25 protein-coding genes and 1 tRNA gene are annotated in these 24,413 nt (G+C 71.6%); 8 read left to right on the top strand and 18 right to left on the bottom strand.

The genetic code is table 11. The features are described 5' to 3' along the window. Nucleotides 1-7: 7 nt before the first annotated feature. From GC092_RS07360 to GC092_RS07350, 3 genes are all read right to left on the bottom strand, one after another. Nucleotides 8-83: transfer RNA gene (locus GC092_RS07360), tRNA-Ala, on the bottom strand. A 71-nt stretch (nucleotides 84-154) separates the two neighbouring features. After that, a complete protein-coding gene (gene rsfS, locus GC092_RS07355) occupies nucleotides 155-529 on the bottom strand; it encodes a ribosome silencing factor (RefSeq protein ID WP_374727730.1) in 375 nt (124 codons plus the stop codon). After that, the gene (locus GC092_RS07350; RefSeq protein WP_324014681.1) at nucleotides 529-747 is read right to left on the bottom strand and encodes a hypothetical protein; all 219 of its coding nucleotides are present in this window, start codon (nucleotides 745-747) and stop codon (nucleotides 529-531) included. Before GC092_RS07350 ends, rsfS begins: the two co-directional genes overlap by 1 nt. On the opposite strand from GC092_RS07350, the gene GC092_RS07345 reads away from it, so the two are divergent. Then, nucleotides 740-943, top strand: a complete 204-nt coding sequence (locus tag GC092_RS07345) for a hypothetical protein (RefSeq protein ID WP_324014680.1) — start codon at nucleotides 740-742, stop codon at nucleotides 941-943. The two genes, GC092_RS07350 and GC092_RS07345, sit on opposite strands and share 8 nt — an antisense overlap. Nucleotides 944-1,328: 385 nt before the next feature. Then, nucleotides 1,329-1,718 carry a hypothetical protein gene (locus tag GC092_RS07340; RefSeq protein ID WP_324014679.1) on the top strand — a complete coding sequence of 130 codons (390 nt, stop codon included), beginning with the start codon at nucleotides 1,329-1,331 and terminating at the stop codon, nucleotides 1,716-1,718. Between the two features lie 5 nt (nucleotides 1,719-1,723). On the opposite strand, the gene nadD is transcribed toward GC092_RS07340, so the two are convergent. From nadD to rplU, 7 genes are all read right to left on the bottom strand, one after another. Beyond that, nucleotides 1,724-2,323, bottom strand: coding sequence for a nicotinate-nucleotide adenylyltransferase (nadD, locus tag GC092_RS07335; RefSeq protein WP_271171999.1), 600 nt, complete (start codon nucleotides 2,321-2,323; stop codon nucleotides 1,724-1,726). 10 nt (nucleotides 2,324-2,333) lie between these two features. Further along, nucleotides 2,334-2,534 carry a hypothetical protein gene (locus GC092_RS07330; RefSeq protein ID WP_271172000.1) on the bottom strand — a complete coding sequence of 67 codons (201 nt, stop codon included), beginning with the start codon at nucleotides 2,532-2,534 and terminating at the stop codon, nucleotides 2,334-2,336. Nucleotides 2,535-2,577: 43 nt separating this feature from the next. Next, nucleotides 2,578-3,864: a glutamate-5-semialdehyde dehydrogenase gene (locus GC092_RS07325; protein WP_271172001.1), complete on the bottom strand. Its 1,287-nt coding sequence runs from the start codon at nucleotides 3,862-3,864 to the stop codon at nucleotides 2,578-2,580. Beyond that, nucleotides 3,861-4,685: a glutamate 5-kinase gene (gene proB, locus GC092_RS07320; protein ID WP_271172002.1), complete on the bottom strand. Its 825-nt coding sequence runs from the start codon at nucleotides 4,683-4,685 to the stop codon at nucleotides 3,861-3,863. The genes GC092_RS07325 and proB overlap by 4 nt, the downstream gene beginning before the upstream one ends. Beyond that, nucleotides 4,682-6,190 (bottom strand): GTPase ObgE, encoded by a 1,509-nt coding sequence (obgE, locus tag GC092_RS07315; RefSeq protein WP_324014676.1) that lies wholly within the window; start codon nucleotides 6,188-6,190, stop codon nucleotides 4,682-4,684. The genes proB and obgE overlap by 4 nt, the downstream gene beginning before the upstream one ends. 103 nt (nucleotides 6,191-6,293) lie before the next feature. Then, a complete protein-coding gene (gene rpmA, locus GC092_RS07310) occupies nucleotides 6,294-6,548 on the bottom strand; it encodes a 50S ribosomal protein L27 (protein WP_271172004.1) in 255 nt (84 codons plus the stop codon). Between the two features lie 18 nt (nucleotides 6,549-6,566). Continuing rightward, nucleotides 6,567-6,875 (bottom strand): 50S ribosomal protein L21, encoded by a 309-nt coding sequence (gene rplU / locus GC092_RS07305; RefSeq protein WP_271172186.1) that lies wholly within the window; start codon nucleotides 6,873-6,875, stop codon nucleotides 6,567-6,569. 235 nt (nucleotides 6,876-7,110) lie between these two features. On the opposite strand from rplU, the gene GC092_RS07300 reads away from it, so the two are divergent. Further along, nucleotides 7,111-7,377 carry a DUF4031 domain-containing protein gene (locus GC092_RS07300; protein ID WP_271172005.1) on the top strand — a complete coding sequence of 89 codons (267 nt, stop codon included), beginning with the start codon at nucleotides 7,111-7,113 and terminating at the stop codon, nucleotides 7,375-7,377. 20 nt (nucleotides 7,378-7,397) lie between these two features. Here the strand turns inward: GC092_RS07300 and GC092_RS07295 are convergent, their stop codons facing one another. Beyond that, nucleotides 7,398-9,836: an Rne/Rng family ribonuclease gene (locus tag GC092_RS07295; RefSeq protein WP_324014673.1), complete on the bottom strand. Its 2,439-nt coding sequence runs from the start codon at nucleotides 9,834-9,836 to the stop codon at nucleotides 7,398-7,400. A 285-nt stretch (nucleotides 9,837-10,121) separates the two neighbouring features. Between GC092_RS07295 and GC092_RS07290 the strand changes: the two genes are divergently transcribed. After that, nucleotides 10,122-10,718, top strand: coding sequence for a vitamin K epoxide reductase family protein (locus GC092_RS07290; RefSeq protein ID WP_324014671.1), 597 nt, complete (start codon nucleotides 10,122-10,124; stop codon nucleotides 10,716-10,718). Nucleotides 10,719-10,819: 101 nt separating this feature from the next. Here the strand turns inward: GC092_RS07290 and ndk are convergent, their stop codons facing one another. Genes ndk through ileS form a run of 4 tightly spaced genes read right to left on the bottom strand, consistent with a single transcriptional unit; the run spans nucleotide 10,820 to nucleotide 16,353 of the window. Beyond that, on the bottom strand, nucleotides 10,820-11,233 hold the full coding sequence (ndk, locus tag GC092_RS07285) for a nucleoside-diphosphate kinase (RefSeq protein WP_271172008.1): 414 nt from the start codon (nucleotides 11,231-11,233) through the stop codon (nucleotides 10,820-10,822). A 40-nt stretch (nucleotides 11,234-11,273) separates the two neighbouring features. Beyond that, entirely contained in the window at nucleotides 11,274-11,696 is a 423-nt protein-coding gene (locus GC092_RS07280) for a DUF4233 domain-containing protein (RefSeq protein ID WP_324014668.1), read from the bottom strand. Next, on the bottom strand, nucleotides 11,672-13,030 hold the full coding sequence (locus GC092_RS07275) for a bifunctional folylpolyglutamate synthase/dihydrofolate synthase (protein ID WP_271172010.1): 1,359 nt from the start codon (nucleotides 13,028-13,030) through the stop codon (nucleotides 11,672-11,674). The genes GC092_RS07280 and GC092_RS07275 overlap by 25 nt, the downstream gene beginning before the upstream one ends. Beyond that, on the bottom strand, nucleotides 13,027-16,353 hold the full coding sequence (gene ileS / locus GC092_RS07270) for an isoleucine--tRNA ligase (RefSeq protein WP_324014666.1): 3,327 nt from the start codon (nucleotides 16,351-16,353) through the stop codon (nucleotides 13,027-13,029). Before ileS ends, GC092_RS07275 begins: the two co-directional genes overlap by 4 nt. Before the next feature lie 269 nt (nucleotides 16,354-16,622). On the opposite strand from ileS, the gene GC092_RS07265 reads away from it, so the two are divergent. Beyond that, complete coding sequence (locus GC092_RS07265; RefSeq protein ID WP_324014664.1) at nucleotides 16,623-17,279, top strand: pentapeptide repeat-containing protein; 657 nt, start codon at nucleotides 16,623-16,625, stop codon at nucleotides 17,277-17,279. 15 nt (nucleotides 17,280-17,294) lie between these two features. Here the strand turns inward: GC092_RS07265 and GC092_RS07260 are convergent, their stop codons facing one another. Next, a complete protein-coding gene (locus GC092_RS07260) occupies nucleotides 17,295-17,666 on the bottom strand; it encodes an endonuclease domain-containing protein (protein ID WP_324014662.1) in 372 nt (123 codons plus the stop codon). A gap of 915 nt (nucleotides 17,667-18,581) precedes the next feature. On the opposite strand from GC092_RS07260, the gene valS reads away from it, so the two are divergent. Together valS and GC092_RS07250 are read left to right on the top strand one after the other, a co-directional pair. Continuing rightward, nucleotides 18,582-21,146, top strand: coding sequence for a valine--tRNA ligase (valS, locus tag GC092_RS07255; protein ID WP_324014660.1), 2,565 nt, complete (start codon nucleotides 18,582-18,584; stop codon nucleotides 21,144-21,146). Beyond that, complete coding sequence (locus tag GC092_RS07250; RefSeq protein WP_324014659.1) at nucleotides 21,146-21,373, top strand: hypothetical protein; 228 nt, start codon at nucleotides 21,146-21,148, stop codon at nucleotides 21,371-21,373. The genes valS and GC092_RS07250 overlap by 1 nt, the downstream gene beginning before the upstream one ends. 29 nt (nucleotides 21,374-21,402) lie before the next feature. Here GC092_RS07250 and GC092_RS07245 read toward each other — a convergent pair whose 3' ends face one another. Both GC092_RS07245 and GC092_RS07240 read right to left on the bottom strand, forming a co-directional pair. Continuing rightward, entirely contained in the window at nucleotides 21,403-21,648 is a 246-nt protein-coding gene (locus GC092_RS07245; protein WP_324014658.1) for a hypothetical protein, read from the bottom strand. Continuing rightward, nucleotides 21,645-22,253: a winged helix-turn-helix domain-containing protein gene (locus tag GC092_RS07240; protein ID WP_271172017.1), complete on the bottom strand. Its 609-nt coding sequence runs from the start codon at nucleotides 22,251-22,253 to the stop codon at nucleotides 21,645-21,647. The genes GC092_RS07245 and GC092_RS07240 overlap by 4 nt, the downstream gene beginning before the upstream one ends. Nucleotides 22,254-22,352: 99 nt before the next feature. On the opposite strand from GC092_RS07240, the gene GC092_RS07235 reads away from it, so the two are divergent. After that, nucleotides 22,353-24,413 (top strand): M3 family metallopeptidase, encoded by a 2,061-nt coding sequence (locus tag GC092_RS07235; RefSeq protein ID WP_324014657.1) that lies wholly within the window; start codon nucleotides 22,353-22,355, stop codon nucleotides 24,411-24,413.

Genomic DNA, 24,413 nt, shown 5'->3' with positions numbered 1-24,413 from the left:
TCTTCTCTGGTGGACCTGAGGGGACTCGAACCCCTGACCCCCTGCATGCCATGCAGGTGCGCTACCAGCTGCGCCACAGGCCCAGACGCTGTCCGGTAGAAGCCCCGGACAACTCCTTTAGCTTACATGACGGTTTCCGCGCGGTGAAATCCGCTCAGTCCGCCGGGCGCGTCGCGGGGAGGTCGATCGGCACCACGGGGCAGTCCTTCCAGAGGCGCTCGAGCGCATAGAACGACCGCTCCTCCTGGTGGAAGATGTGCGCCACGAGGTCGCCGAAGTCGAGGAGCACCCAGCGCGCCTCCGAGCGGCCCTCGCGGCGCAGGCACTTGTGGCCCGCCTCGAGGAGCTTGTCCTCGATCTCGTCGGCGATGGCCGCGACGTTGCGCTCGCTGCGCCCCGTCGCCAGGAGGAAGATGTCCACGAGCGGAAGGGGCTGCGAGACGTCGAGCGCGACGAGATCCTCGGCGCCCTTGGAATCCGCCGCGGCGGCGGCGATCTGCAGCATGTCGATGGACGACTGTGTTGCCATCAGCCGAATACTCCTGTCGCGTAGGCGATGACGACGGCGGCGACGACGGCGATGCCGAGGCCTCCTGCGGTGATGCCGAGCGTCAAGATGAGCTTGTGGTTCTTCTCGGGCGCGGGAGGGCGGATGACCTCTCCCGGGCTCTTCGAGGTCGACACCGCGTCGCTCGCGGCGATCGGCGTCGGGGACGAGGAGAGCGGGATCTCGCCGTCGATGAGCACCGCGTCGACCTCGCGGCCGTCGGTCGTGCCCTTCGCGGCGCCGCTCGAGCCGAAGCCCTCGGGGAGCTTGTGCGAGCTCGTGATGAGCAGCTCGCCGGTCGCCGTGATCGGCGCGCTGAGCGCCGCGGTCGCCGGGATCTCATCGAGGACGAGGGTGCTCGGGGCCGAGCTGGAGCCGCTCGTCTCCTGCGGCTGAGTGAGGAGCTCGTCGAACGACGCCGGCGAGTGCGTGATCGCCTCGACCTCGACGCCCTCTCCGAAGTCCGGACGGAGCGTGGCCTGCTGCTCCCCGCGTCCTCCGCGGTCGGCGCCTCGGACGACGCGCGCGGGGTCGGCGACGCGGCAGGGGCCTCATCCTCGACGGGCGCTTCCTCCACGGGCGCTTCCGGAGTCTGCTCCACGAGCTCGACGTCGACCGTGGCGGGCGCCGCCGTCTGCGGCACCTCGTCGGTGACGATGGTGGCCTCGATCGTCTCCGGCTCGGCCTGCGTCTCCGGCTCGGCCTGCTCGGCGTTCACCGTGGGGGTCGCGTTGGTGCGCAGACGCTCCTGCTCGCGCAGCTGACGGCGCGTCAGGACCGGGTGAGCGGGAGCGGGCGACGGGGCGCTCTCCCCCTCGGACGATGTCCGGTCGTCGGGCGTCGCCGACGCAGTGGGCTCAGCTGGCTCGTCCACGGCGTCAGCGTCCACGGGCTCAGCGGGCTCGGCGTCCGCGGTCTGCGCCTCCTCGCGCTCCTCCTCGGCGACGGCCGGCACGACCTCGAGCTCCTCGACCTCGTCGGTCGCCTCGCCGTCGTCCGACGCGGGGGCGGGGTTCTCGTCGGACGGCTCGTCGATCGCGGGCGCTGCCGCCTCCTCCTCGACGGCTCTCGCGTCGCGGTCGGCCGCGATGTCGTCCTCGGTGAGGATCGGCGTCTGTCCGGTCTGGCGCAGCTCACGCAGCTGACGTCGTGTGAGGGGACGACCGTCTGATGTGCTCATGACTTGCTCCGATACAGATGATGCTTCGCGATGTACTGCACCACGCCATCCGGCACGAGGTACCAGACGGGAAGATCGCGTCTCACGCGGTCCCGGCAATCGGTGGAGGAGATCGCCAGTGCGGGGATCTCCAGGCGACTCACGCCGTCGTCGGGCAGTCCATCCGTGCTGAGCACGTGACCGGGACGCGAGACGGCGACGAAGTGGGCGAGCTCCCACAGCTCATGATGGTCCCGCCAGCTGAGAATCTGCGCCACGGCATCGGCGCCGGAGATGAAGAACAGCTCGGCATCGGGGCGCTCGGCTTTCAGGTCGCGCAGCGTGTCGACCGTGTAGGTGAGCCCTCCGCGGTCGATGTCGACGCGGCTGACCGTGAAGCGCGGGTTCGACGCGGTCGCGATGACCGTCATCTCGTACCGCGCCTGCGCGGGCGACACCTTCTCCTTCTGCCACGGCTGCCCGGTCGGCACGAAGACGACCTCGTCGAGGTCGAACGACGTCGCGACCTCGCTCGCGGCGACGAGGTGACCGTGGTGGATGGGATCGAACGTCCCGCCCATCACCCCGATCCGAGGAGCACGCGTCGTGGTCGTCACCTTCCGAGGCCTAGTGGCCGTGCCCTGCTTCGCCGTCGACGTGCTCGCTCGCGTCGGCGTGGCGGTTGGCGACGTTGCGGTACGACGCGGCCACGAGCGCGAGGACGCCGAAGATCCCGAAGGCGACGAGTCCGAAGGGCAGGGTCTCCAGGGCGACGTTGCCGTGCTCGGATTCTGCGGCGAGGGTCGCGATCGCGGTGGCGAAGTGCATAGATGTTCCGTTCTACGGTCGGGCGGACCCTTCCAGCTTACCGTCAGCCCCGCACCTGGCCGGAGCCACGCCCGACCCACTTAGTGCTGGTCAGCTCGGGAAGGCCCATCGGTCCCCGCGCGTGCAGCTTCTGCGTCGAGATGCCGACCTCGGCGCCGAACCCGAACTCGCCGCCGTCCGTGAAGCGCGTCGACGCGTTCGCGAAGACGGCCGCCGAGTCGACCTCGTCGAGGAAGCGCTCGGCGTTGCGCACGTCGGCCGTGACGATCGACTCCGTGTGGCCCGTGCTGTACCGGCGGATGTGCGCGATCGCGTCGTCGAGCGTGTCGACCACGCGCATCGCGATGTCGAGGCTGAGGTACTCGGTCTCCCAGTCCTCCTCCGTCGCGGGGACGATGCCGGACGCGAGCGCCGCGACGGCCTCGTCGCCGTGGACGGTCACGCCCTCCGCCTGCAGCGCCGCGACGACCGAGGGGATGAGCCGGTCGGCCGCCTCGCGGACGACGAGCACGGTCTCCGCCGCGTTGCACACGCTCGGCCGCTGCACCTTGGCGTTCACGACGATGTCGCGGGCCCAGTCCTCCGGGGCCGACGCATCGAGCACGACGTGCACGTTGCCCGCGCCGGTCTCGATCACCGGCACGATCGACTCCGTGACGACCGTCTCGATGAGACCTGCGCTCCCGCGCGGGACGAGGACGTCGACCAGCCCGCGGCCGCGCATGAGGGCGCGCGCGCCGTCGCGCCCGAAGTCATCGACCGTCTGCACCGCGTCGCCCACGACGCCCTGTGCCTCGAGAGCGCGGCGCATCACGTCGACGAGGACCGTGTTCGACGACCGGGCGGCGCTGCCGCCGCGCAGGACGACGGCGTTCCCCGACTGCAGCGCGAGCGCCGCGATGTCGACGGTGACGTTGGGGCGCGCCTCGTAGATCACGCCGACGACGCCGAACGGCACACGGCGCTGCTCGAGCAGCACCCCGTTGTACATCCGCTGCCCCCGGACGAGCTCGCCCACGGGGTCGGGCAGCGCGGCGACCTGACGCACGGCGGCCGCGAGCGCGTCGATGCGCGCCTCGTCGAGGCGCAGGCGGTCCAGGAGCGATGCGCCGATCTGCTGCTCCTCGCCGCGGCGCAGATCCTCGGCGTTCGCGGCGATGATCTCCGCGCGGTGCGCGATGAGCGCATCCGCGATCGCATGCAGCGCGGCCTTCTTCTCGTCGCTCGTCAGACGCGCCACCGCGCGCGACGCCTCCTTGGCGCGCCGCAGGCGGTCCTCGGGGACCTCGACCGCGGTGTGCTCGGGGGCGATGAGTGCGTCTGTCGTCATCCGCCCATTCTAGCGAGCGGGCCGGTCGCGACGGCCCCTCCGTCGGACGGCGCGAACCACGTGCCGACGGGCGCGCCCGCGAGGGCGTCGGCGACCTGGTCGGCGCTCGTGACGAGCACGCCGATGCCGGCGCTCGAGGCGAGACGCGCGGCCGAGGCCTTGGTCGCCGCTCCCCCGGTGCCGACGCTGTTGACGACCTTCGAGCCGAAGGCGTACGACGACAGATCGTCGTCCGGCTCGATGACGTGGATCGGCTCGGCCCCCGGCTCCCCCGGCGGACGCGTGTACAGCGCCGTGATGTCGCTCAGGAGAACGAGCGCGTCGGCTCCGACGAGACGCGCGACGAGGGCGGCCAGGCGGTCGTTGTCCCCGAACCGGATCTCGTGCGTGGCGACCGTGTCGTTCTCGTTGATGATCGGGAGGATGCGCAGTCCGAGCAGGCGCTCGATCGCGCGGCGCGCGTTGCTGCGGTGCGTCGGGTCCTCCATGTCGTGGGCGGTGAGCAGCACCTGCCCCGCCATGATGTCGAAGGGGCGCAGCGCCTCGAGGTAGCGGTACACGAGGACGTTCTGGCCGACGGCGGCGGCGGCCTGCTGCGTCGCGAGGTCGTGCGGGCGGGACTCCAGGTCGAGGAACGGCATCCCCGTCGCGATCGCCCCGGACGAGACGAGGAGCACCTCGGCGCCGCGCGCGTGCGCGGCCGCGAGAGCTTCGACGAGGACCGGGATCCGCCACGCGGCCTCGCCGCTGATCGACGACGAGCCGACCTTCACGACGATGCGACCCGCGGTCGCCAGCTCGCTCCTGTGCCGCACCGTCATTCGGCGTCGTCCTCCTCGTCGTCGCGACGCGCCCGGCGGCGCTCCTCCTCCATCGCCCGCTCGAGCGTGCGGGCATCCTGACGGGCGTAGTACTGCTCGCGCCGCTCGGCCGTCGTGCGCCGGCGGTTCGGGTCCAGACGCGGATCGAGGCCGCGCGGCGCCTGGATGAGCTCCGCCGCCGACGCGATCGACGGCTCCCAGTCGAACACGATGCCGGCGTCCCCGCCGATCACGACCGTGGAGCCGGGCACGGCGCCGAGCCGGAACAGCTCGTCCTCGACGCCGAGCTTCTCGAGGCGGTCGGCGAGGAAGCCCACGGCCTCCTCGTTCTGGAAGTCGGTCTGCTGCACCCAGCGCAGGGGCTTCTCGCCGAGCACGTGGTACACGTTCCCGTACGTTCCGCCCTCGACGCGCACCGTGAACTCCTTCTCGGAGCCCTTGGGGCGGATGACGACCCGTTCCCGCGGAGGCTCGACCGGCGCGGCCTTCCGGTGCTCGTCGATGATCTCGCCGAGGGCGAAGGTCAGCTCGCGGAGCCCGCGCCGCGCGACCGTCGAGATCTCGAACACGCGGTAGCCGAGCGCCTCGAGGTCGGGCCGCACGAACTCGGCGAGCTCATGCGCCTCGGGCACGTCGACCTTGTTGAGCACGACGATCTGCGGGCGCTCGAGGAGCGGCACCTGGCCGTCCGCCACCGGGTAGTTCGCGAGCTCCTGGCGGATGGTCTCGAGGTCGGTGATCGGGTCGCGTCCGGGCTCGAGCGTGGCGCAGTCGAGCACGTGGACGAGCGCGGTGCACCGCTCGACGTGGCGGAGGAACTCCAGGCCGAGCCCGCGCCCCTCGCTCGCGCCCTCGATGAGGCCGGGCACGTCGGCGACCGTGTAGCGGATGTCGCCGGCCTGGACGACGCCGAGATTCGGGTGCAGCGTCGTGAAGGGGTAGTCGGCGATCTTGGGCCGCGCGGCGGAGATCGCCGCGATGAGGCTCGACTTGCCCGCCGACGGGAACCCGACGAGCGCGACGTCGGCGACGGTCTTCAGCTCGAGGACGACGTCGCCCTCCCAGCCGGGGGTGCCGAGGAGCGCGAACCCCGGCGCCTTCCGCTTGGGCGATGCGAGCGCCGCGTTGCCCAGCCCGCCGCGGCCGCCGGGGGCCGCGATGAAGCGCATCCCCGGCTCGATGAGGTCGACGAGCACCTCGCCGTCGGGCGACTTCACGACCGTGCCGACCGGAACCGGCAGCTCGAGGTCCTCGCCCTGCGCGCCCGATCGGTGGTCGCCCATCCCGAAGCCGCCGTTGCCCGCCGAGCGATGCGGCGAGTGGTGGTAGCTCAGGAGGGTGGTCGTCTGCGGATCGGCGACGAGCACGATGTCGCCGCCGTCTCCGCCGTTGCCGCCGTCGGGCCCGCCGAGCGGCTTGAACTTCTCACGGTGCACCGAGACGCAGCCGTTGCCGCCCTTGCCTGCGCGCAGGTGCAGCGTCACCTCGTCGACGAACGTGACCATGTCGGTTCCTGACCTCTCGCGGGAGCGTCCCGGACGAACCGGGGGAAAGAGAACGGGGCGGGCCGAAGCCCGCCCCGTCCAGATGCATGTGCGTCTGCGGTGATTACTCGCCCGCGACGATGTTGACGACCTTGCGGCCGCCCTTGGTGCCGAACTCCACGGCACCGGCAGCGAGCGCGAAGAGCGTGTCGTCGCCGCCGCGGCCCACGTTGGCGCCCGGGTGGAAGTGCGTGCCGCGCTGACGGACGAGGATCTCGCCCGCGTTGACGGTCTGGCCGCCGAAGCGCTTGACGCCGAGGCGCTGCGCGTTCGAGTCGCGGCCGTTGCGGGTGGAGCTTGCGCCCTTCTTATGTGCCATCTCTGGAGCCTCTTCCGCTTACTTGATGCCGGTGACCTTGACGCGCGTCAGGTCCTGACGGTGACCCTGGCGCTTCTTGTAGCCGGTCTTGTTCTTGTACTTCTGGATGACGATCTTGGGGCCGCGCAGGTCGCCGAGGACCTCGGCGGTGACCTTGACCTTCGCCAGCTTCTTGGCGTCGGTCGTCACGGTGTCGCCGTCGACGAAGAGGACGGCGGGCAGCTCGATCGTCTCACCCTCGGCAGCCTTGAGGCGGTCGAGCGTCACGATGGTCCCGACCTCGACCTTCTCCTGCCGGCCACCGGCGCGAACAACTGCGTAAACCACGTTCATACCTGTTTCATTGGGGAAGCCGTGCGGCTTCCGAATCTCACGGGAAGACTTCGCTTGCGGGTCGCACCGGATGTGCGAGGTGCGTCTCGGGCAAGACTTTCGTCGCGCCGCCAGTGGGAGAGCGCGCGACAGGGGACGCACCAAAGGAATACTTTACCCGATGTCGGGCGGTTCGGCCAAAAGCGGCGACGCGGCGCGTCGGGCGCGGATGTCCGTAGGCTGGATGGCCATGACCGTTCTCGTCGACCAGGCGATGTGGCCCGCGCACGGGCGCCTGTGGGCCCATCTCGTGAGCGACGAGAGCCTCGCCGAGCTGCATGCCTTCGCAGCGGCGAACGACATCCCACGGCGGGCGTTCGACCGCGACCACTACGACGTGCCGGAGGATGCGCTCCCCCGGCTCGTCGCGGCGGGCGCCACGGCGGTCTCGGCGCACGAGCTCACGCGCGCCCTCATCGCCTCCGGCCTGCGGGTGCGCGCTCGGGACCGCCGCTGAGGCCCCGAGCGCGCGTGACGTCACTCCCCGTCGCGGGTCGCGGGGTTGACGGTGACCGCTGTGCCGAGCAGTGCGGCCGTCGTGACACGACGGCGGGCACGGCCCTGGCCGGGCGCCTTCGGCTCGGGCAGCGCCTCGAGCACGGAGTCGAGCAGCTGGGCGGCCTCCGACGTCGGCGCGACCGACGGGGGCTTCTCGACCGAGCGCTTCTTGCGCGGTCGCCGCGGACGCTCGCGCTCCTCGCTCTGGGCGCCACCGCGCGGCCCCTCGGGGAGCTCGATGCCGAGTGACGCGAGGTCGGCCGGCTGCTCCGCGCGCGCGGGCTGCTCGGGGCGCTGCGGCTCCGACGCCTCGGACTCCGGCTTCGCGATCGTCGACGCGGCGATCTGCGCGAGCGCCGACTTCACGCCGTCCGTGATGACGTGCGCGGCCGACGACGGCTGCGCGGGCGCCGCGCTCTGGGACGACTGTCCGCCGCGCGAGCGACGGCCGGAGCCGTTCGAGCCGTTCGAGCCTGCGCCGTTCGAGCGGTGCTTGACCACCGGGTCGTGATGGACGATGACGCCGCGGCCCGCGCACACCTCGCACGGCTCGCTGAACGTCTCGAGCAGGCCCAGACCGAGCTTCTTGCGGGTCATCTGCACGAGGCCGAGCGAGGTGACCTCGGCGACCTGGTGCTTCGTCCGGTCCCGGCTCAGGCACTCGATGAGACGCCGCAGGACGAGGTCGCGGTTGGACTCGAGCACCATGTCGATGAAGTCGACGACGATGATGCCGCCGATGTCGCGCAGCCGGAGCTGGCGGACGATCTCCTCGGCCGCCTCGAGGTTGTTCTTCGTGACGGTCTCCTCGAGGTTGCCCCCCGAGCCGACGAACTTGCCCGTGTTCACGTCGACGACCGTCATCGCCTCGGTGCGGTCGATGACGAGCGAGCCGCCCGACGGCAGCCAGACCTTGCGGTCGAGCGCCTTCTCGATCTGCTCCGTGATGCGGTACTCGTCGAAGGGGTCGCGGTCGCCCTCGTAGTGCTCGACACGGTCGAGCAGGTCGGGCGCGACGCCCGTGAGGTAGTCGACGATCGTCCGCTGCGCCTCCGCGCCCTGGATGAGGAGCTTCGTGAAGTCCTCGTTGAAGACATCGCGGATGATCTTGACGAGCAGGTCGGGCTCGCTGTGCAGCAGCGCGGGTGCGTTGCCCTTCTGCACGAGCTCGTTGATGTGCGCCCACTGCGAGGTGAGGCGGTTGACGTCGCGGGTCAGCTGCTCCTCGGTGGCCCCCTCCGCGGCGGTGCGGACGATGACGCCCGACGACTCGGGGAGCACCTCCTTGAGGATCTTCTTGAGGCGCGCCCGCTCGGTGTCGGGCAGCTTGCGCGAGATGCCGTTCATGGCGCCGCCCGGCACGTACACGAGGTAGCGGCCCGGGAGCGAGATCTGGCTGGTCAGACGCGCGCCCTTGTGGCCCACGGGGTCCTTCGTGACCTGCACGAGGACGCGGTCGCCCTGCTTGAGCGCGAGCTCAATGCGACGCGGCTGGTTGCCGGTCTCGACGGCATCCCAGTCGACCTCGCCCGAGTACAGCACGGCGTTGCGGCCGCGGCCGATGTCGACGAACGCGGCCTCCATGCTGGGCAGCACGTTCTGCACGCGGCCGAGGTACACGTTGCCGATGAGCGATGCGTCCTGGTTGCGCGCCACGTAGTGCTCGACGAGCACGTTGTCCTCGAGCACGGCGATCTGGATGCGTCCGTTCTTCGAGCGGACGATCATCTGGCGGTCCACCGCCTCGCGGCGGGCGAGGAACTCGGCCTCGGTCACGACGGGGCGACGGCGGCCCGCCTCCCGGCCGTCCCGACGGCGCTGCTTCTTCGCCTCGAGGCGCGTCGAGCCCTTGATGCGCTGCGGCTCGGTGATCACCTCGACGACGCGCTGCCGGCGGCGCGGCTCGTCCTGCGGCGCCTCGTCGACCCCGTCGGATCCGCCGCGACGGCGCCGACGGCGCGACGAGCGCCCGCCCTGCTGCTCCTCGGGCTCGGGCTCGGGGAGCGCGGGCAGCGGCGTGATGTCGGGCGCGTAGAAGTGCAGGTCCGTCGTGACGCGCGAGACGAAGTCGGCCGGGAGGAGGCCGAGGCTCACCGCGGTCACCGGCTCGGGCTCAGGCTCCTCCGCCGGCACCTCGTCCTCTGCCGGCGCGTCGGAGTCCGCCGACGCGTCGGAGTCCTCGGAGTCCGCGGATCCGGCTTCCGAGCTCTCACCCTCGGGCGCGTCGGTCTCGGCGGCCGGCTCCGCGCCATCCGATGCCTGCTCGACCTTCTCGACGTGCGGTGCGTCTGGCGCGTCCGGCGTCTCGTCCGCGGCGCTCTCGCGCTGCGCGTCGGGCTGCGTCGTGGGCTCGACAGCCGCCTCGTCGCCTCCGTTCGCGTCGAAGGTTCCGTCTGTGTCGTTGTTCACTTCAGCCATCGCTGGCGTACTCCCTGCGGGGCGGAGGTCCGCCCGAGAATCTCGTGCGGCCCCGCATCGCGCGGCCGCGAACTCCATCGGCATGCGACCGGCACTTCGCTCTGGTCGCGCGGGGCAGCCGTTGCCCCGAAGTCTTGTCACTCGACGGCTCCCCGACCTCGCCGGGGTGCACGTCGGGACCATTATCTCACTACCTGCTGTTCACCCGCACCCTGAGGCGCGAGGGAGGGTGCCCGGGCGCGCCGCGCGGACGGCGCGCGCAGGCCGCGATGCGATAATCCGACCATGCCCGAGACTCGCACGCGCCCCACCGCTCTGGCCATCTGGCTCGTCGTCGCCGGCGTCATCGGCTGGTGGGCGGCGTTCTCGCTCACGGTCGAGAAGTTCCACCTGCTGGAGAACCCGAGTGCGGCGCTCGGCTGCGACTTCAACGTGCTCGTCCAGTGCGGGAAGAACCTCGACGCCTGGCAGGGCTCCGTGTTCGGCTTCCCGAACCCGCTGCTCGGGGTCACCGGATGGGTCGCCCCGGTCGTCGTCGGGATGGCGCTCCTCGCCGGCGCGCGCTTCTCCCGCTGGTTCTGGGCCCTGTTCACGCTCGGGATGGCGTTCGCGTTCGGCTTCGTGTGCTGGCTCATCGGCCAGAGCATCTTCGTCATCGGGACGCTGTGCCCGTGGTGCATGGTGACGTGGGTCGTCACCATCCCGTCGTTCTACGCGGTGCTGCTCCACGCCATCCGGATCGGGGCGATCCCCCTCCCGCGTCCTGTGCGCAGGGGCGCCGACGCGCTCATCGGCTGGCTGCCGCTCCTCGCCGTGCTGAGCTACGTCGCCATCGCGGTCATGGCCCAGCTGCGCCTCGACGTCCTCGGGATGCTGTTCTAGGCCGACGCACGCAGAGAGCCGGCATCGGGAGCGTTCCCGATGCCGGCTCTCTGCGTTGTCATCGCTGAGTGCGTTTCGACTCGCCCCGCTCGCCGAGCGGTCTAGAACCAGATCTCGAGCTCGCGGGCGGCGGACTCGGGGCTGTCCGAGCCGTGCACGAGGTTCTGCTGCACGGCGAGGCCCCAGTCGCGGCCGAGGTCGCCGCGGATGGTGCCCGGGGCGGCGGTCGTCGGGTCGGTCGTGCCGGCGAGCGCGCGGAAGCCCTCGATCACGCGGTTCCCGGCGACGCGGATCGCGACGACGGGGCCCGACAGCATGAACTCGAGGAGCGGCTCGTAGAACGGCTTGCCCTCGTGCTCGGCGTAGTGCCGGGCGAGCAGGTCGCGGCTCGGCTCGACGAGCTTGATGTCGACGAGCGAGTAGCCCTTCGCCTCGATGCGGCGGAGGATCTCGCCGGTGAGGCCGCGGGCGACGCCATCGGGCTTGACGAGGACGAGGGTCTCTTCGGTGGCCATGGGAGTGCCTTTCTCGTGGAACGGGTGGTGCGGGTGCCGGTCAGTCGGTCTCGGACTCGGCCGCGGCGCGCTGCGCGGAGACGCGCCGCTCGATCCGCGCCCCTCCGATCGTCGCATACGCCCACATGCCGCCGAACACGAGCGTGACGAGCAGGATCGCGGGCACGAAGAGCGCGCCCAGGGCGGTCGCGACCTGGAGCGCCCATCCGACGGCGAACGCCCAGCGGTGCCGGAGCAGGCCGCTCGTGAGCACCATCAGGATGGCGACGACGGCGCCCGCGACGATCCCCCACCACGAAGCGATCGGCTCGGGAAGGGCGCGGAGCCCGTAGATCGACAGGCCGGCGAGGAACACGACGACCGCCTCGAACACGAGGACGATCGAGCCGATCTTCTCGGGCAGGGCGCGGTAGCGCGGCGCCCGGCGCGCGGCGCCCGTCACGCTCCGCTCACCGGCTTCCACTCCTCCTCCTGCGCGAGCAGGACGGCCTCTCCCGCGAGCACGACCGAGCCCGCGATCGCGACCGCGCGCCGCGGCGCCTCCTGCGCCCACGCGCGAGCCGCCTCTGCCGCGTCGTAGACGCCGGAGTGCACCGTGACGCGGAGGCCCGCGGCCTCCGCGATGTCGGCGAGTCGATCCGCGTCGCTCGCGCGGTCCGACGACGGAGCCGTGGCGAAGACGTGCGCGGCGACCGGGGCGAGCGCGGCCACGATGCCCGCGGCGTCCTTGTCGTCGAGGACGCCGAGGACGACGCCCCACTCGTCGAAGTCGAACGACTCCTTCAGCGCGGCCGCGAGGGCGCGCGCGCCGTGCGGGTTGTGCGCGGCGTCCACGACGACGGTCGGCTCGATGCCGACGAGCTGGAGCCGACCCGGCGAGGTCGCCTGCTGGAGCCCGTCGGTGAGCACGCCAGACGCGATCGCCTGGCTGCCCGCGCCGATCAGCGCCTCGACCGCCGCGATCGCGACCGCGGCGTTCTGCCCCTGATGACGCCCGTAGAGCGGGAGGTACTCCTCGTCGTACGAGCCGGCGAGGCCCTTGACGGAGATGAGCTGGCCGCCGACCGCGAGCCGGTCGTCGACGAGGGCGAAGTCCTGCCCCTCGAACGCGACGGTCGCGTTCCTCTGCGCGGCGACCCGGCGGATGACGGCCTCGGCCTCGGGACGCTGGACGGCGGAGACGACCGACGCGCCGTCCTTGATGATGCCGGCCTTGACCTCGGCGATCTCCTCCACGGTCGATCCCAGGCGGCTCACGTGGTCGATGTCGATGGGCGTGAGCACCGCGACGTCGCCGTCGGCCGTGTTCGTGGAGTCCCAGCTGCCGCCCATCCCCACCTCGAGCACGAGCACGTCGACGGGCGCGTCCGCGCACGCGACGAACGCGAGCACGGTGAGGAGCTCGAAGAACGTCAGGCGCGCGTCGCCGCGGGCCTCGAGCTCGGCGTCGACGATCCCGACGAAGGGCTCGATCTCGTCCCAGGCGTCGGCGATCGCCGCATCCGCGATCGGCTCGCCGTCGATGAGGATCCGCTCGGTGAAGCGGGTGAGATGCGGGCTCGTGAACAGCCCCGTGCGGAGGCCGTGCGCGCGGATGAGGCTCTCGATGATGCGCGCCGTCGAGGTCTTCCCGTTCGTCCCCGTGATGTGCACGACCCGGTAGGTGCGCTGCGGGTCGTCGAGGAGCTCGAGGATGCGGCCGACGCGCTCGACACGCGGCTGCACCCACTGCTCCCCCGCCCTCGCCAGCAGCGCGTCGTAGACGGCGTCGGCCCTGGCCCGGTCGTTCGCGCTCACGCGGCGCTCCCCACTCGCGAGACGGCGACGGCGAAGTCGCCCGCGTTCGCGTAGGTTCCCGCGGGCACGGTCGCCGTGTGCTCCGCGGCGTCGGTCGTCGAGCCCTCGACGACCGCGTGCTCGACGGCGAGGGTCTCCCCCGCGACGTCGGCGACATCCCACGCGCGGCGCACGGCAGCGGCGTCGTCGGCCGACGCGAACGCGAGCTGCAGGCGGATGCGGTCGCTCACCTCGAAGCCCGCGGCCTTGCGCGTGTCCTGCACGGCGCGCACGACGTCGCGGGCGAGGCCCTCGGCCTCGAGCTCCGGCGTCGTCGTCGTGTCGAGCAGCACGAAGCCGCCCGACGGCAGGGTCGCGATCGCCTCGCCATCCGGCCGGCCCGACGTGTCGAGTGCGAGCTCGTACTCCCCCGGCTCGAGGGCGATGCCGTCGGCGGTCACGACGCCGTCCTGCTCGGTCCAGGCGCCCGACTTCGCGGCGCGGATGACCTGCTGCACCTGCTTGCCCAGACGCGGCCCCGCGGCACGCGCATTGACCGTGAGGCGGTGCGAGATGCCGTACTGGGCCGCCGTGTCGTCGCCGAGCTCCACGAGCTCGACGGCCTTCACGTTGAGCTCGTCGCGCAGGATGTCGTCGAACTGCGCGAGCGCCTCTGCGTTCGCGGTCACCACGGTCAGCTTGGCGAGCGGAAGGCGCACCCGCAGCCCCTCCTTCTTGCGGAGCGCGTTCGCGACGCTCGAGGCCTCGCGCACGGCGTCCATGGCCGTCCGGATGTCGGCCGCATCGGCGAACTCGGCGGCATCGGGCCAGTCCTCGAGGTGCACGCTGCGTCCGCCCGTGAGCCCCTGCCACACGCGCTCGCTCACGAGCGGGATGAGCGGCGCCGCGACGCGCGTGAGCGTCTCGAGCACGGTGTAGAGCGTGTCGAAGGCCTCGCGGCTGCGCGGGTCGTCCGTGACGCCGAGCCAGAAGCGGTCCCGCGAGCGGCGGATGTACCAGTTCGTGAGGACCTCGGCGAAGTCGCGCAGCCGCGCCGAGGCCGTCGTGGAGTCGAGCTGGTCGAGGTCGGCCGCGACGTCGCGCACGAGGTCGCCCGTGAGCGCGAGGATGTAGCGGTCGAGCACATCCGTCGAGTCCGTGCGCCGCGTGGCCTCGTAGCCCGCGCCATCCGGGCCCGCTGCGGCGTTCGCGTACGTCGCGAAGAAGTACCACGAGTTCCACAGCGGGAGGAGGAACTCGCGCACGCCCGAGCGGATTCCCTCCTCGGTCACGACGAGGTTGCCGCCGCGCAGCACGCTCGACGACATGAGGAACCAGCGCATGGCATCCGACCCGTCGCGGTCGAAGACCTCCGACACGTCGGGGTAGTTCCGCAGCGACTTCGACATCTTCTGGCCGTCGTTGCCGAGCACGATGCCGTGGCACGAGACGCCCGTGAAGGCGGGCCGGTCGAACAGCGCGCCCGACAGCACGTGCATGACGTAGAACCAGCCGCGCGTCTGCCCGATGTACTCGACGATGAAGTCGGCCGGGGCGTGCGTCTCGAACCAGTCCTTGTTCTCGAACGGGTAGTGCACCTGCGCGAACGGCATCGAGCCCGAGTCGAACCAGACGTCGAAGACGTCCTCGATCCGGCGCATCGTGCTCTTCCCCGTCGGGTCGTCGGGGTTCGGGCGCGTGAGCTCGTCGATGTACGGGCGGTGCAGGTCGACCTCGCCCTTCTCGTTGCGCGGGAGGCGGCCGAAGTCGCGCTCGAGCTCCTCGAGCGAGCCGTAGGCGTCCACGCGGGGGTGATTCGGGTCATCCGACTTCCACACGGGGATCGGCGAGCCCCAGAAGCGGTTGCGGCTGATCGACCAGTCGCGCGCGCCCTCGACCCACTTCCCGAACTGGCCGTGCTTGACGTTCTCGGGCGCCCACGTGATCTGCTCGTTCAGCTCGACGAGGCGGTCGCGGAAGTCGGTCACCCGGATGAACCAGCTCGACACGGCCTTGTAGATGAGCGGGTTCCGGCAGCGCCAGCAGTGCGGGTACGAGTGCTCGTACGACTGCAGGCGCAGGAGCCGCCCGCCCTGGCGCAGCAGGCGCACGAGCGGGGTGTTCGCGTCGAGCCAGAGCTCGCCGGCGACGTCCGGGACGATGTCGAGGAACCGGCCGTCGTCGCCGAGCGACACGATGGTGGGGATGCCCGCGGCGTCGTTGAGGCGCTTGTCGTCCTCACCGTAGGCGGGAGCCTGGTGGACGATGCCCGTGCCGTCGCCGGTGGTGACGTAGTCGTCGACGAGGATCCGCCACGCGCGCTGCGTGCCCCAGGTCTCGGCGTCGGCGAAGTAGTCCCACAGCCGCTCATAGGCGACGTCGCGGAGCTGCTCACCCGTGACGCGGACGCGCACGGCCTCGCGCGCAGCGGCCGCGTCGTCGTAGCCGAGGTCCTTGGCGTAGCCGCCGAGGAGGTCCTCCGCGAGCAGGAACTCCGCGCCATCCGCCGCCTCGCCGGCCCCGTTCGGACCGACCGGGACGACCGCGTAGACGATCTCCGGGCCGACCGCGAGGGACATGTTCGTCGGCAGCGTCCACGGGGTCGTCGTCCAGGCCAGGGCGCGCGCGCCCTCGATGCCCAGCGCCGCTGCCTTCTCGCCGACGAGCGGGAAGGTCACCGTGACCGACGGGTCCTGCCGCATCTTGTAGACGTCGTCGTCCATGCGCAGCTCGTGGTTCGACAGCGGCGTCTGGTCGCGCCAGCAGTACGGGAGCACGCGGTAGCCCTCGTAGGCGAGGCCCTTGTCGAACAGCGTCTTGAACGCCCAGAGGACGCTCTCCATGTACGTCGTGTCGAGCGTCTTGTAGCCGCGCTCGAAGTCCACCCAGCGCGCCTGGCGGGTGACGTAGTCCTCCCACTCGCGCGTGTAGGCGAGCACGGAGTCGCGGGCCTTGGCGTTGAACGCGTCGATCCCCATCTCGAGGATCTCGTGCTTCTCGGTGATGCCCAGCTGCTTCATCGCCTCGAGCTCGGCGGGGAGCCCGTGGGTGTCCCAGCCGAACACGCGGTCGACCTTGCGCCCGCGCATCGTCTGGAAGCGCGGGAAGAGGTCCTTCGCGTACCCGGTGAGGAGGTGCCCGTAGTGCGGCAGGCCGTTCGCGAACGGCGGCCCGTCGTAGAAGACCCACTCCTCGGCGCCCTCGCGCTGCGCGATCGACGCACGGAAGGTGTCGTCCGCGGCCCAGAAGTCGAGGATCTCGCGCTCGATCTCGGGGAAGCGGGGGCTCGGCACGACGGTGCTCTTGTCGGCGGCGGGGCCGAACGAGGACTTCGGGTAGGTCATCTCACTCCAGCAGTTCCAAGGGGACTGCGAGGACGACCTCCGCCGACGAGACGGCAGGAGCCGCGGTACCACCCCGCGTTGCGCCGCATGCGACGCCGCTCTCACTGCGGCTGTGACGGGCCTGCCCCGCGCGGTTCTAGTGAGGTCCTTGCGTTCCCGTTCTTCCGCGAGCTCCCCGGTGATGGCCGGATCGGTGCCGATGCCCCCATCCTACCGCCGCCGGGCGCCAGTGCGCACGGCGTGTCGGCGCGGGCGCGTAGGGTCGACGGATGGCCAGGAAGCAGGATCGCCCGATCGCCCCGCGCGTGAGCGCACCGGATCTGCCGGACGCCCTCGAGGACGCCGTCCCTCGGCGATACGCGGACCTGCAGCGGTCGCGCCTGGCGGGTCTCGCGGGCGACGTCGACCTCGAGCACGCGTCGCTCGAGGAGTGCGTCATCGCCGCTCCGTCGGTCGAGACCCTCGCCCTGCGCGGCGCGACGCTCATCGACGTCGAGATCTCCGACATCCGCGCCGTCTCCGTCGTCGCCCGCGACGCGACCATCCGTCGGCTGCGCATCGCGGGCGGACGCATCGGGACGCTCGACCTCGCGGACGCGGGCGTCGCGGAGCTCGAGCTGCACGACGTGCGCGTGGACTACCTCTCGTTCGCGGGCGCACGACTGGAGGATGTGCGCATCGTCGACAGCACCATCCGCGCGATCGATCTGCCGCAGGCGCGCCTGACGCGGGTGGCGTTCGAGGGCTGTCGGGCCGACGAGGTCGACCCGCGCGGCATGCGCGCCGCCGACCTCGACCTGCGCGGGCTCGACGCGCTGTCCTACCTCGACGTGCTCGCCCTGCGCGGCGCCACGCTCACGGACGACCAGGTGCGGATGCTCGCTCCCGCGTTCGCGGCGGCCGCGGGGATCGACGTGAAGGGCTGAGGCGGCGGGTTCTCGTCATCCCCGCGGCGCGCGATGGAGTCCCTGGGCGACGGCGCGCATGACGAGGTCCTGCACGGTCGCCCAGTCGTCGAGGATCTGCCTTCGCCCGACGCGGATCACGTGGTAGCCCATGAGCCGCAACGCCGCATCGTGCTCGTTGTCGATCATCCGCTGCGCGTCGACGTGGGTTCCGCCGTCGATCTGCAGGACGAGTCGCTCCCCGATGAGCAGGTCGACGCGGTGACCGGCGATCCAGATCTGACGGCGCATCGGGAGCCTCAGCCATCGCAGGCGCGGGATGACGATCGTCTCGAGGCCCGAATCGGCGAACGGCATCATGAGCTCGCACAGCTCGCGCGCCGCGGGTCGGAGTGGGTAGCCAGACATCGTCTCGCGGTCGACCAGGCCCCTGCTGAGGGCCGATTCCCAGATCGCCAGGGCGTGCTCGCGAGGCTGGCGCGGCGACGAGTGCGAGGACGTTCTCGATCGAATCCTCGAACACGCCGGGCGGTCGCGGTACGAGCGGCGTCGACCAGTGCACGTGCGCGTCGGTCTGCTGAAGCAGCGCGGTGTGCGGCGCCGCAGCGACATGCCACCGACTCGAGGGATGCGTCCAGAGCTCGAGACGCCTCGCTTGCGAGACGCACGAGACGATCACTCCGATCCGCGCTGCGGCGATCAGCGCCGGGTCCGCCCCCTTCTGGGCGATCCACCCCCGTCGGGGCGACTGCACCTCTCCTGCGGCCACGGCGCGACGTATCCGCGATCGCGGCACACCCTCGGCGACGAGCGATGCCGAGCGCGCGATGCCGCCGTGCCGCGCCAGTGCCTCGTGCAGGTCCATCCTCCGAGCATCGACAGATGGCCGTCGCCATGGGCGTGAGGCACTGCCGATCGTGCGGGACGCGCCGACCGAAGCCGCCTGTGCACGCGACGACGGGCACCCGGGCCGGGGCGCGGCGTCCGGGTCCGGCGGGACGGCGCCCTGACCGTGCGGGCACGGCGGCCCGTGTCGGCGCAAGGGCGGGCATCGACGCCGTCGCCGTCACCGTCGCCAGGAGGATGACGCTTTCCCAGGGCGATTCCCGTCGTATCGTCCTGGGAAAGCGTCATCCTCCTGGCTTCGCGCTGCGACACGGGTGCCTGCCCCGCCCCGGCCCCGGCCCACCCCGCCGGCCCAGGCCCCGCCGGCCCCGCCCGCCCGGCCCTCCCGGGCCACTCCTCCCCGCCCCGGTACACTGGTCGCGCACCCACACTCAGGCACGCAGACACCGTGCCGTACATAGCGCGCGAGGAGATCCCATGGCCGCCATTCCCGACAAGCCCGCACTCGAGGGTCTCGAAGCGAAGTGGGGTGAGTCCTGGGAGCAGCAGGGCACCTACCTCTTCGACCGCGACGCCGCCCGCGCGAAGGGGCGCGCCGGCGTCTTCTCGGTCGACACCCCGCCGCCGACCGCGAGCGGCAGCCTCCACATCGGCCACGTGTTCTCGTACACGCACACCGACGTGAAGACCCGCTACGAGCGCATGCGCGGCAAGACGGTGTTCTACCCGATCGGCTGGGACGACAACGGCCTGCCCACCGAGCGCCGCGTGCAGAACTACTACGGCGTGCGCTGCGACCCGTCGCTCCCCTACGACCCCGACTTCACGCCGCCGTTCGAGGGGACGACGAAGACGATCAAGGCCGCCGACCAGATCCCGGTGAGCCGCCGCAACTTCATCGAGCTGTGCGAGAAGCTCACGGTCGAGGACGAGAAGACCTTCGAAGACCTGTGGCGCACCCTCGGGCTCTCGGTCGACTGGACGCAGACCTACCGGACGATCTCGGACGACACGATCCGCACGAGCCAGCTCGCGTTCCTGAAGAACCTCGAGCGGGGCGAGGCCTACCAGGACCTCGCTCCTACCCTGTGGGACGTCGACTTCCGCTCCGCGATCGCGCAGGCGGAGCTCGAGGATCGCGACCAGCAGGCCGCCTACCACCGCCTCGCGTTCCACCGGACGGATGGCTCAGGCGACATCCACATCGAGACGACGCGTCCCGAGCTGCTCGCGGCGTGCGTCGCCCTCGTCGCCCACCCCGACGACGAGCGCTACCAGCCCGTCTTCGGCTCGACCGTGACGACGCCCGTGTTCGGCGTCGAGGTCCCCGTCCTCGCGCACCCGCTCGCGCAGCCCGACAAGGGCTCGGGCATCGCGATGATCTGCACGTTCGGCGACGTGACCGACATCATCTGGTGGCGGGAGCTCGACCTCCCCAACCGGACCATCATCGGCAAGGACGGCCGCGTCGTCGCCGACGCGCCCGAGGCGATCACGACGGATGGCGGCAGGGCCGCGTTCGCGGAGATCGCCGGCAAGACGGTCTTCAGCGCCAAGAAGCGGATGGTCGAGCTGCTGGAGGAGTCCGGCGAGCTCACGAGCGTGTCGGCCCCGTTCACGCATCCCGTGAAGTTCTTCGAGAAGGGCGACCGACCGCTCGAGATCGTCTCGACGCGCCAGTGGTACATCCGCAACGGAGCGCGCGACGCCGAGCTGCGCGAGCGGCTCCTCGCGCTCGGCCAGGAGATCGAGTGGCACCCCGAGTTCATGCGGGTCCGCTACGAGAACTGGGTGAACGGCCTCACGGGCGACTGGCTCGTGTCGCGTCAGCGCTTCTTCGGCGTGCCGATCCCGGTCTGGTACGGCCTCGACGAGAACGGCGAGCGCGACTACGCGCGCGTCCTCGTGCCCGACGCCGCGAGCCTCCCGATCGACCCGTCGAGCGACGTCCCGCCGGGATACACCGAGGACCAGCGCGGCGTGCCGGGCGGATTCGAGGCGGAGACCGACGTCTTCGACACGTGGGCGACGTCGTCGCTGACCCCGCAGCTCGCAGGCGGATGGCAGCGCGACGAGGATCTGTGGAGCCTCGTGGCGCCGTTCGACCTGCGCCCGCAGGGCCAGGACATCATCCGCACGTGGCTCTTCTCGACCCTGCTGCGCAGCGCTCTCGAGGACGACCGTGCGCCGTGGGCGCACGCCGCGATCTCCGGCTTCATCGTGGACCCGGACCGCAAGAAGATGTCGAAGTCGAAGGGCAACGTCGTCACGCCCGCCGACATCCTCGAGAAGCACGGGTCCGACGCCGTCCGGTACTGGGCCGCGTCGAGCCGCCTCGGGACGGATGCCGCGTTCGACCCGCAGAACCCGACGCAGATCAAGATCGGACGCCGCCTCGCGATCAAGGTCCTCAACGCCGCGAAGTTCGTGCTGGGCTTCGAGGCGCCCGAGGGCGCCTCGGTCACCGAGCCGCTCGACCTGTCGATGCTCGCCGCGCTCGACGACGTCGTGGTGCAGGCGACGGCTGCGCTCGACGCGTACGACCACGCCCGCGCGCTCGAGCTCTCGGAGTCGTTCTTCTGGACGTTCTGCGACGACTACCTCGAACTCGTGAAGGAGCGCGCGTACGCGGGCGGCGACGCGGGCGCCTCGGCGGCGGTCGCGCTGCGCACCGCGCTCTCGACGCTCCTGCGCCTGCTCGCGCCCGTCGTCGTCTTCGCCGCGGAGGAGGCGTGGTCCTGGTTCGAGAGCGGCTCCGTGCATCGCGCGGCCTGGCCCGAGCCGACCGGGCTCGGCGGCGACACGGCCGTGCTCGCCGCCGCGAGCGAGGCCCTCATCGGCATCCGCCGCGCGAAGACCGAGGCGAAGGCCTCGCAGAAGACGCCCGTCGCCCGCGCAGTCGTCGCGGCTCCCGCCGAGCGCGCAGCCGCCCTGCGGCTCGCCGCCGACGATCTCAAGGCCGTCGGCCGGATCGCCGCGCTCGAGATCGAGGACGCCGACGCGTTCGCGGTCACCGACATCCAGCTGGCCGAGGAGGCCTGATGCAGCTCGGAACGCGCTGGTCGGCCGGCTCGGAGCCGCCGGCCAGCGTGCCCGCCTCGCTGCGCGCGGAGATCTCGCGCGTCGAGGCGGACCTGCCGGATGACGCTCCGCGGCCGTCGTGGACGCTCACGTGGCTGGAGGGACGGCCGATCGCCGAGCTCGACACGGGGATCGAGGTCGTCATCGGCCCCGACGGGGTCGCGATCTCGCGCCCGTTCTCCGACTGAGAGGCGCCGCCGACGTCGTCGGCGGCGCCTCACCAGCGCAGCGCTCCGACGCCGTTCACGGCCGCGGCGCGATCGCCGGCGCGCCGCGACTCGGCGATGAGCCCCTCGCGGGCGAGATCCGCCGCGATGCGCGCCGTCCGCGCGGCCGCGCGCCGATGCACGCGCGCCTGGAGGCCCTCGGCGACGCGCAGCGCCAGCCGCTCCCCCGCGCCGAGCGCGAGCGGCGGCGCCGCGTCGGGCATCGTGACCGACAGCGTCACGGTGAGCGTGGTCATGATCCTGCTCCTCTCTGCGGAAGAGGGAAGAGGTCGGCGCGCAGAGACACGCTCCGCACGCCCTCGCCCTCCTGCCCGCGGTAGCGGTCGACGTACTCGCTGAACAGCGCGTCCGCGCGCTCGGCGAGCTCCTTGAGCTGCGCCGCGGTGAGGTGGGCGGTCGACGTCGTCGAGACGCTCGCGTCGCGCCACTCCTCGGGCTCGTCGTCGTACCCGCCCGTGAAGTAATCGAACATCTCCTGGAAGCGCGCCCGGTGGTACTCGGCGACGGCCACCTGGAGCACGGCTCTGCCGGCCGGCGAGTCGCCGACCGACTCGCTGCCGAAGGCGATCCGGCCGCGGGGCCGCTCCCACCACCGCTCCCGGCCGCCGCGCCCCGCGACCTCGCGGACGAGATCGTGGCGCGCGAGCATCCGCAGGTGGTAGCTCGTCGAGCCGGATGACTCGCCCGTGAGCGCGGCGAGCGAGCTCGCGGTCTGCGGGCCCTCCCTGCTCAGCAGGTCGAGGATGCGCACCCGCAGCGGATGTGCGAGCGCACGCAGCGCCGCCGTGTCGAGCACGCGCGTCTCGCGCTCCTCGGACACCTTCGCCTGTTCGTCGGTCATAACGCAAAGATATCTTTGCAAACGGCTCTTTGCAACCATCTCTTTGCATCACGCGGCGCGTGCCGCGCCCAGCACGACGGCCCTGGATAGGCTGACGGGATGACCGCGCCCGTGTTCAACCCCCTGCTCGCGCCCTCGCCCCTCCCCTACGGACTGCCCGACTACGCGGCCATCGAGCCCGGTCACTACCTGCCCGCGTTCGAGCGCGCCTTCGCCGAGCACCGCGCCGAGATCGACGCGATCACGGCCAACCCGGACGCCCCGACCTTCGAGAACACGCTCGAGCCGCTCGAGCGCTCCGGCGCGCTTCTCGACGCGGTCTCGCGTGCGTTCTACACCGTGAACTCGGCACACGCGACGGCGGAGATCCAGGAGATCGACGAGCAGCTCGCACCGCTCATGTCGGCGCACTCCGACGCGATCGAGCTCGACGCGGCGCTGTACGCGCGGATCGGTTCCGTCCGCGACCGGCTCGACGAGCTCGACCTCACCGCGGAGCAGCGCCGCCTCGTCGAGCGACGCCACACCGAGATGACGCGCGCCGGCGCCGCCCTCGACGACACGGCCAAGGAGCGGCTCACCGAGCTCAACGCGCGCCTGTCGACCCTCACCACGCGATTCGAGAAGAACCTCCTCGCCGACACGAACGACCTCGCGGTCGTCTTCGACAGCGCAGAGGAGCTCGAGGGCCTCGCGCCCGGCGAGCTGTCCGCCGCGGCCGAGGCCGCCCGCGAGCGAGGGCTCGATGGGCGCTATGCGGTCACCCTCACGCTCTTCACGGGCCATCCGCACCTGTCGTCCCTGGTCCGCAGAGACGCGCGCGAGCGCATCCTCGCCGCCTCCCGCGCCCGGGCGTCGCGCGGCAACGCGAACGACAGCTCCGAGGTCGTCCGCGAGATCGTGCGGCTCCGCGCCGAGCGCGCCGCGCTGCTCGGGTACCCCTCGCACGCCGCGTACGTGACCTCCGACGAGACCGCCGGATCTCCCGAGGCCGTGCGCGCTCTGCTGCGCCGCCTCGCCGGGCCGGCGGCGCGCAACGCGCAGCGTGAGAAGGCCGCGCTCCAGCGCATCGTCGACGAGACGGAGCCCGAGCCGTTCCCCCTCGCAGCGCACGACTGGGCGTTCTACACGGAGAAGGTGCGTCAGGCCGAGTACGACATCGACACGGCGGCTCTGCGGCCCTGGTTCGAAGCCGAGCGCGTCCTCCGCGACGGGGTGTTCCACGCGGCGCACGAGCTCTACGGGCTCTCCTTCCGCGAGCGCGCCGACCTCCCGAGCTACCACCCGGACGTGCGCGCCTTCGAGGTCCTCGACGCCGACGGCACGCCCCTCGGCCTCTACCTGCTCGACCTCTACACGCGCGACACGAAGCGCGGCGGCGCCTGGATGAACTCGCTCGTCGCGCAGTCCGCGCTCCGCGGCACGAAGCCGGTCGTCGTGAACAACCTCAACGTCGTCAAGCCGGCCGCCGGCGAGCCGACCCTCCTCACGCTCGACAACGTGACGACCCTCTTCCACGAGTTCGGGCACGCCCTGCACGGGCTCTTCGCGCGCGTGACGTACCCGCACTTCGCGGGCACGGCCGTCCACCGGGACTTCGTCGAGTTCCCCAGCCAGGTGAACGAGATGTGGATCCTCTGGCCCGAGGTGCTCGCGAACTACGCGGTCCACCACGAGACCGGCGAGCCCCTCCCCGCGGACGTCGTCGAACGGCTCCGCGCGAGCGAGACGTTCAACCAGGGCTTCGAGACGAGCGAGTACCTCGCGGCCGCCTGGCTCGATCAGGCGTGGCACGCGCTGTCGCCGTCGGAGGCGGCGGCGGTGACCGACGTGGCGGCCTTCGAGGCCGCCGCGCTCGCCGACATCGGCCTGGACGAGCCGACCGTGCCCACGCGGTACTCCTCGACCTACTTCCAGCACATCTTCGCGGGCGGGTACAGCGCGGGGTACTACTCCTACATCTGGGCCGAGGTGCTCGATGCCGACACCGTCGAGTGGTTCCGTGAGAACGGCGGGCTCTCGCGCGCGGGCGGCGACCGCTTCCGCGCGCGGCTGCTCGGCGTGGGCGGTGCGAAGGATCCGCTCGAGGCATACCGCGACTTCCGCGGGCGCGACGCCGAGATCGCCCCGCTGCTGAAGCGGCGCGGCCTCGACATGTGA

The sequence above is a fragment of the Microbacterium sp. JZ37 genome (genome assembly GCF_035188445.1).
Lineage (GTDB): Bacteria > Actinomycetota > Actinomycetes > Actinomycetales > Microbacteriaceae > Microbacterium > Microbacterium barkeri.
The sequence above is the reverse complement of the archived record's forward strand: the minus strand, read 5'-3'. Positions and strand labels throughout refer to the sequence as shown.

Excerpts from the sequence above, each read along its gene's own strand:
- GC092_RS07300 (WP_271172005.1), top strand. The coding sequence starts at position 7,111 with ATGACCGTTCTCGTCGACCAGGCGATGTGGCCCGCGCACGGGCGCCTG.
- rpmA (WP_271172004.1), bottom strand. The coding sequence starts at position 6,548 with ATGGCACATAAGAAGGGCGCAAGCTCCACCCGCAACGGCCGCGACTCG.
- GC092_RS07295 (WP_324014673.1), bottom strand. The coding sequence starts at position 9,836 with ATGGCTGAAGTGAACAACGACACAGACGGAACCTTCGACGCGAACGGA.
- GC092_RS07325 (WP_271172001.1), bottom strand. The coding sequence starts at position 3,864 with ATGACGACAGACGCACTCATCGCCCCCGAGCACACCGCGGTCGAGGTC.
- ileS (WP_324014666.1), bottom strand. The coding sequence starts at position 16,353 with ATGACCTACCCGAAGTCCTCGTTCGGCCCCGCCGCCGACAAGAGCACC.
- GC092_RS07240 (WP_271172017.1), bottom strand. The coding sequence starts at position 22,253 with ATGACCGACGAACAGGCGAAGGTGTCCGAGGAGCGCGAGACGCGCGTG.
- ndk (WP_271172008.1), bottom strand. The coding sequence starts at position 11,233 with ATGGCCACCGAAGAGACCCTCGTCCTCGTCAAGCCCGATGGCGTCGCC.
- obgE (WP_324014676.1), bottom strand. The coding sequence starts at position 6,190 with ATGGTCACGTTCGTCGACGAGGTGACGCTGCACCTGCGCGCAGGCAAG.
- GC092_RS07330 (WP_271172000.1), bottom strand. The coding sequence starts at position 2,534 with ATGCACTTCGCCACCGCGATCGCGACCCTCGCCGCAGAATCCGAGCAC.
- proB (WP_271172002.1), bottom strand. The coding sequence starts at position 4,685 with ATGACGGTGCGGCACAGGAGCGAGCTGGCGACCGCGGGTCGCATCGTC.
- GC092_RS07245 (WP_324014658.1), bottom strand. The coding sequence starts at position 21,648 with ATGACCACGCTCACCGTGACGCTGTCGGTCACGATGCCCGACGCGGCG.
- GC092_RS07235 (WP_324014657.1), top strand. The coding sequence starts at position 22,353 with ATGACCGCGCCCGTGTTCAACCCCCTGCTCGCGCCCTCGCCCCTCCCC.
- GC092_RS07265 (WP_324014664.1), top strand. The coding sequence starts at position 16,623 with ATGGCCAGGAAGCAGGATCGCCCGATCGCCCCGCGCGTGAGCGCACCG.
- GC092_RS07260 (WP_324014662.1), bottom strand. The coding sequence starts at position 17,666 with ATGTCTGGCTACCCACTCCGACCCGCGGCGCGCGAGCTGTGCGAGCTC.
- GC092_RS07250 (WP_324014659.1), top strand. The coding sequence starts at position 21,146 with ATGCAGCTCGGAACGCGCTGGTCGGCCGGCTCGGAGCCGCCGGCCAGC.
- valS (WP_324014660.1), top strand. The coding sequence starts at position 18,582 with ATGGCCGCCATTCCCGACAAGCCCGCACTCGAGGGTCTCGAAGCGAAG.
- GC092_RS07345 (WP_324014680.1), top strand. The coding sequence starts at position 740 with ATGAGCACCGCGTCGACCTCGCGGCCGTCGGTCGTGCCCTTCGCGGCG.
- GC092_RS07290 (WP_324014671.1), top strand. The coding sequence starts at position 10,122 with ATGCCCGAGACTCGCACGCGCCCCACCGCTCTGGCCATCTGGCTCGTC.
- rsfS (WP_374727730.1), bottom strand. The coding sequence starts at position 529 with ATGGCAACACAGTCGTCCATCGACATGCTGCAGATCGCCGCCGCCGCG.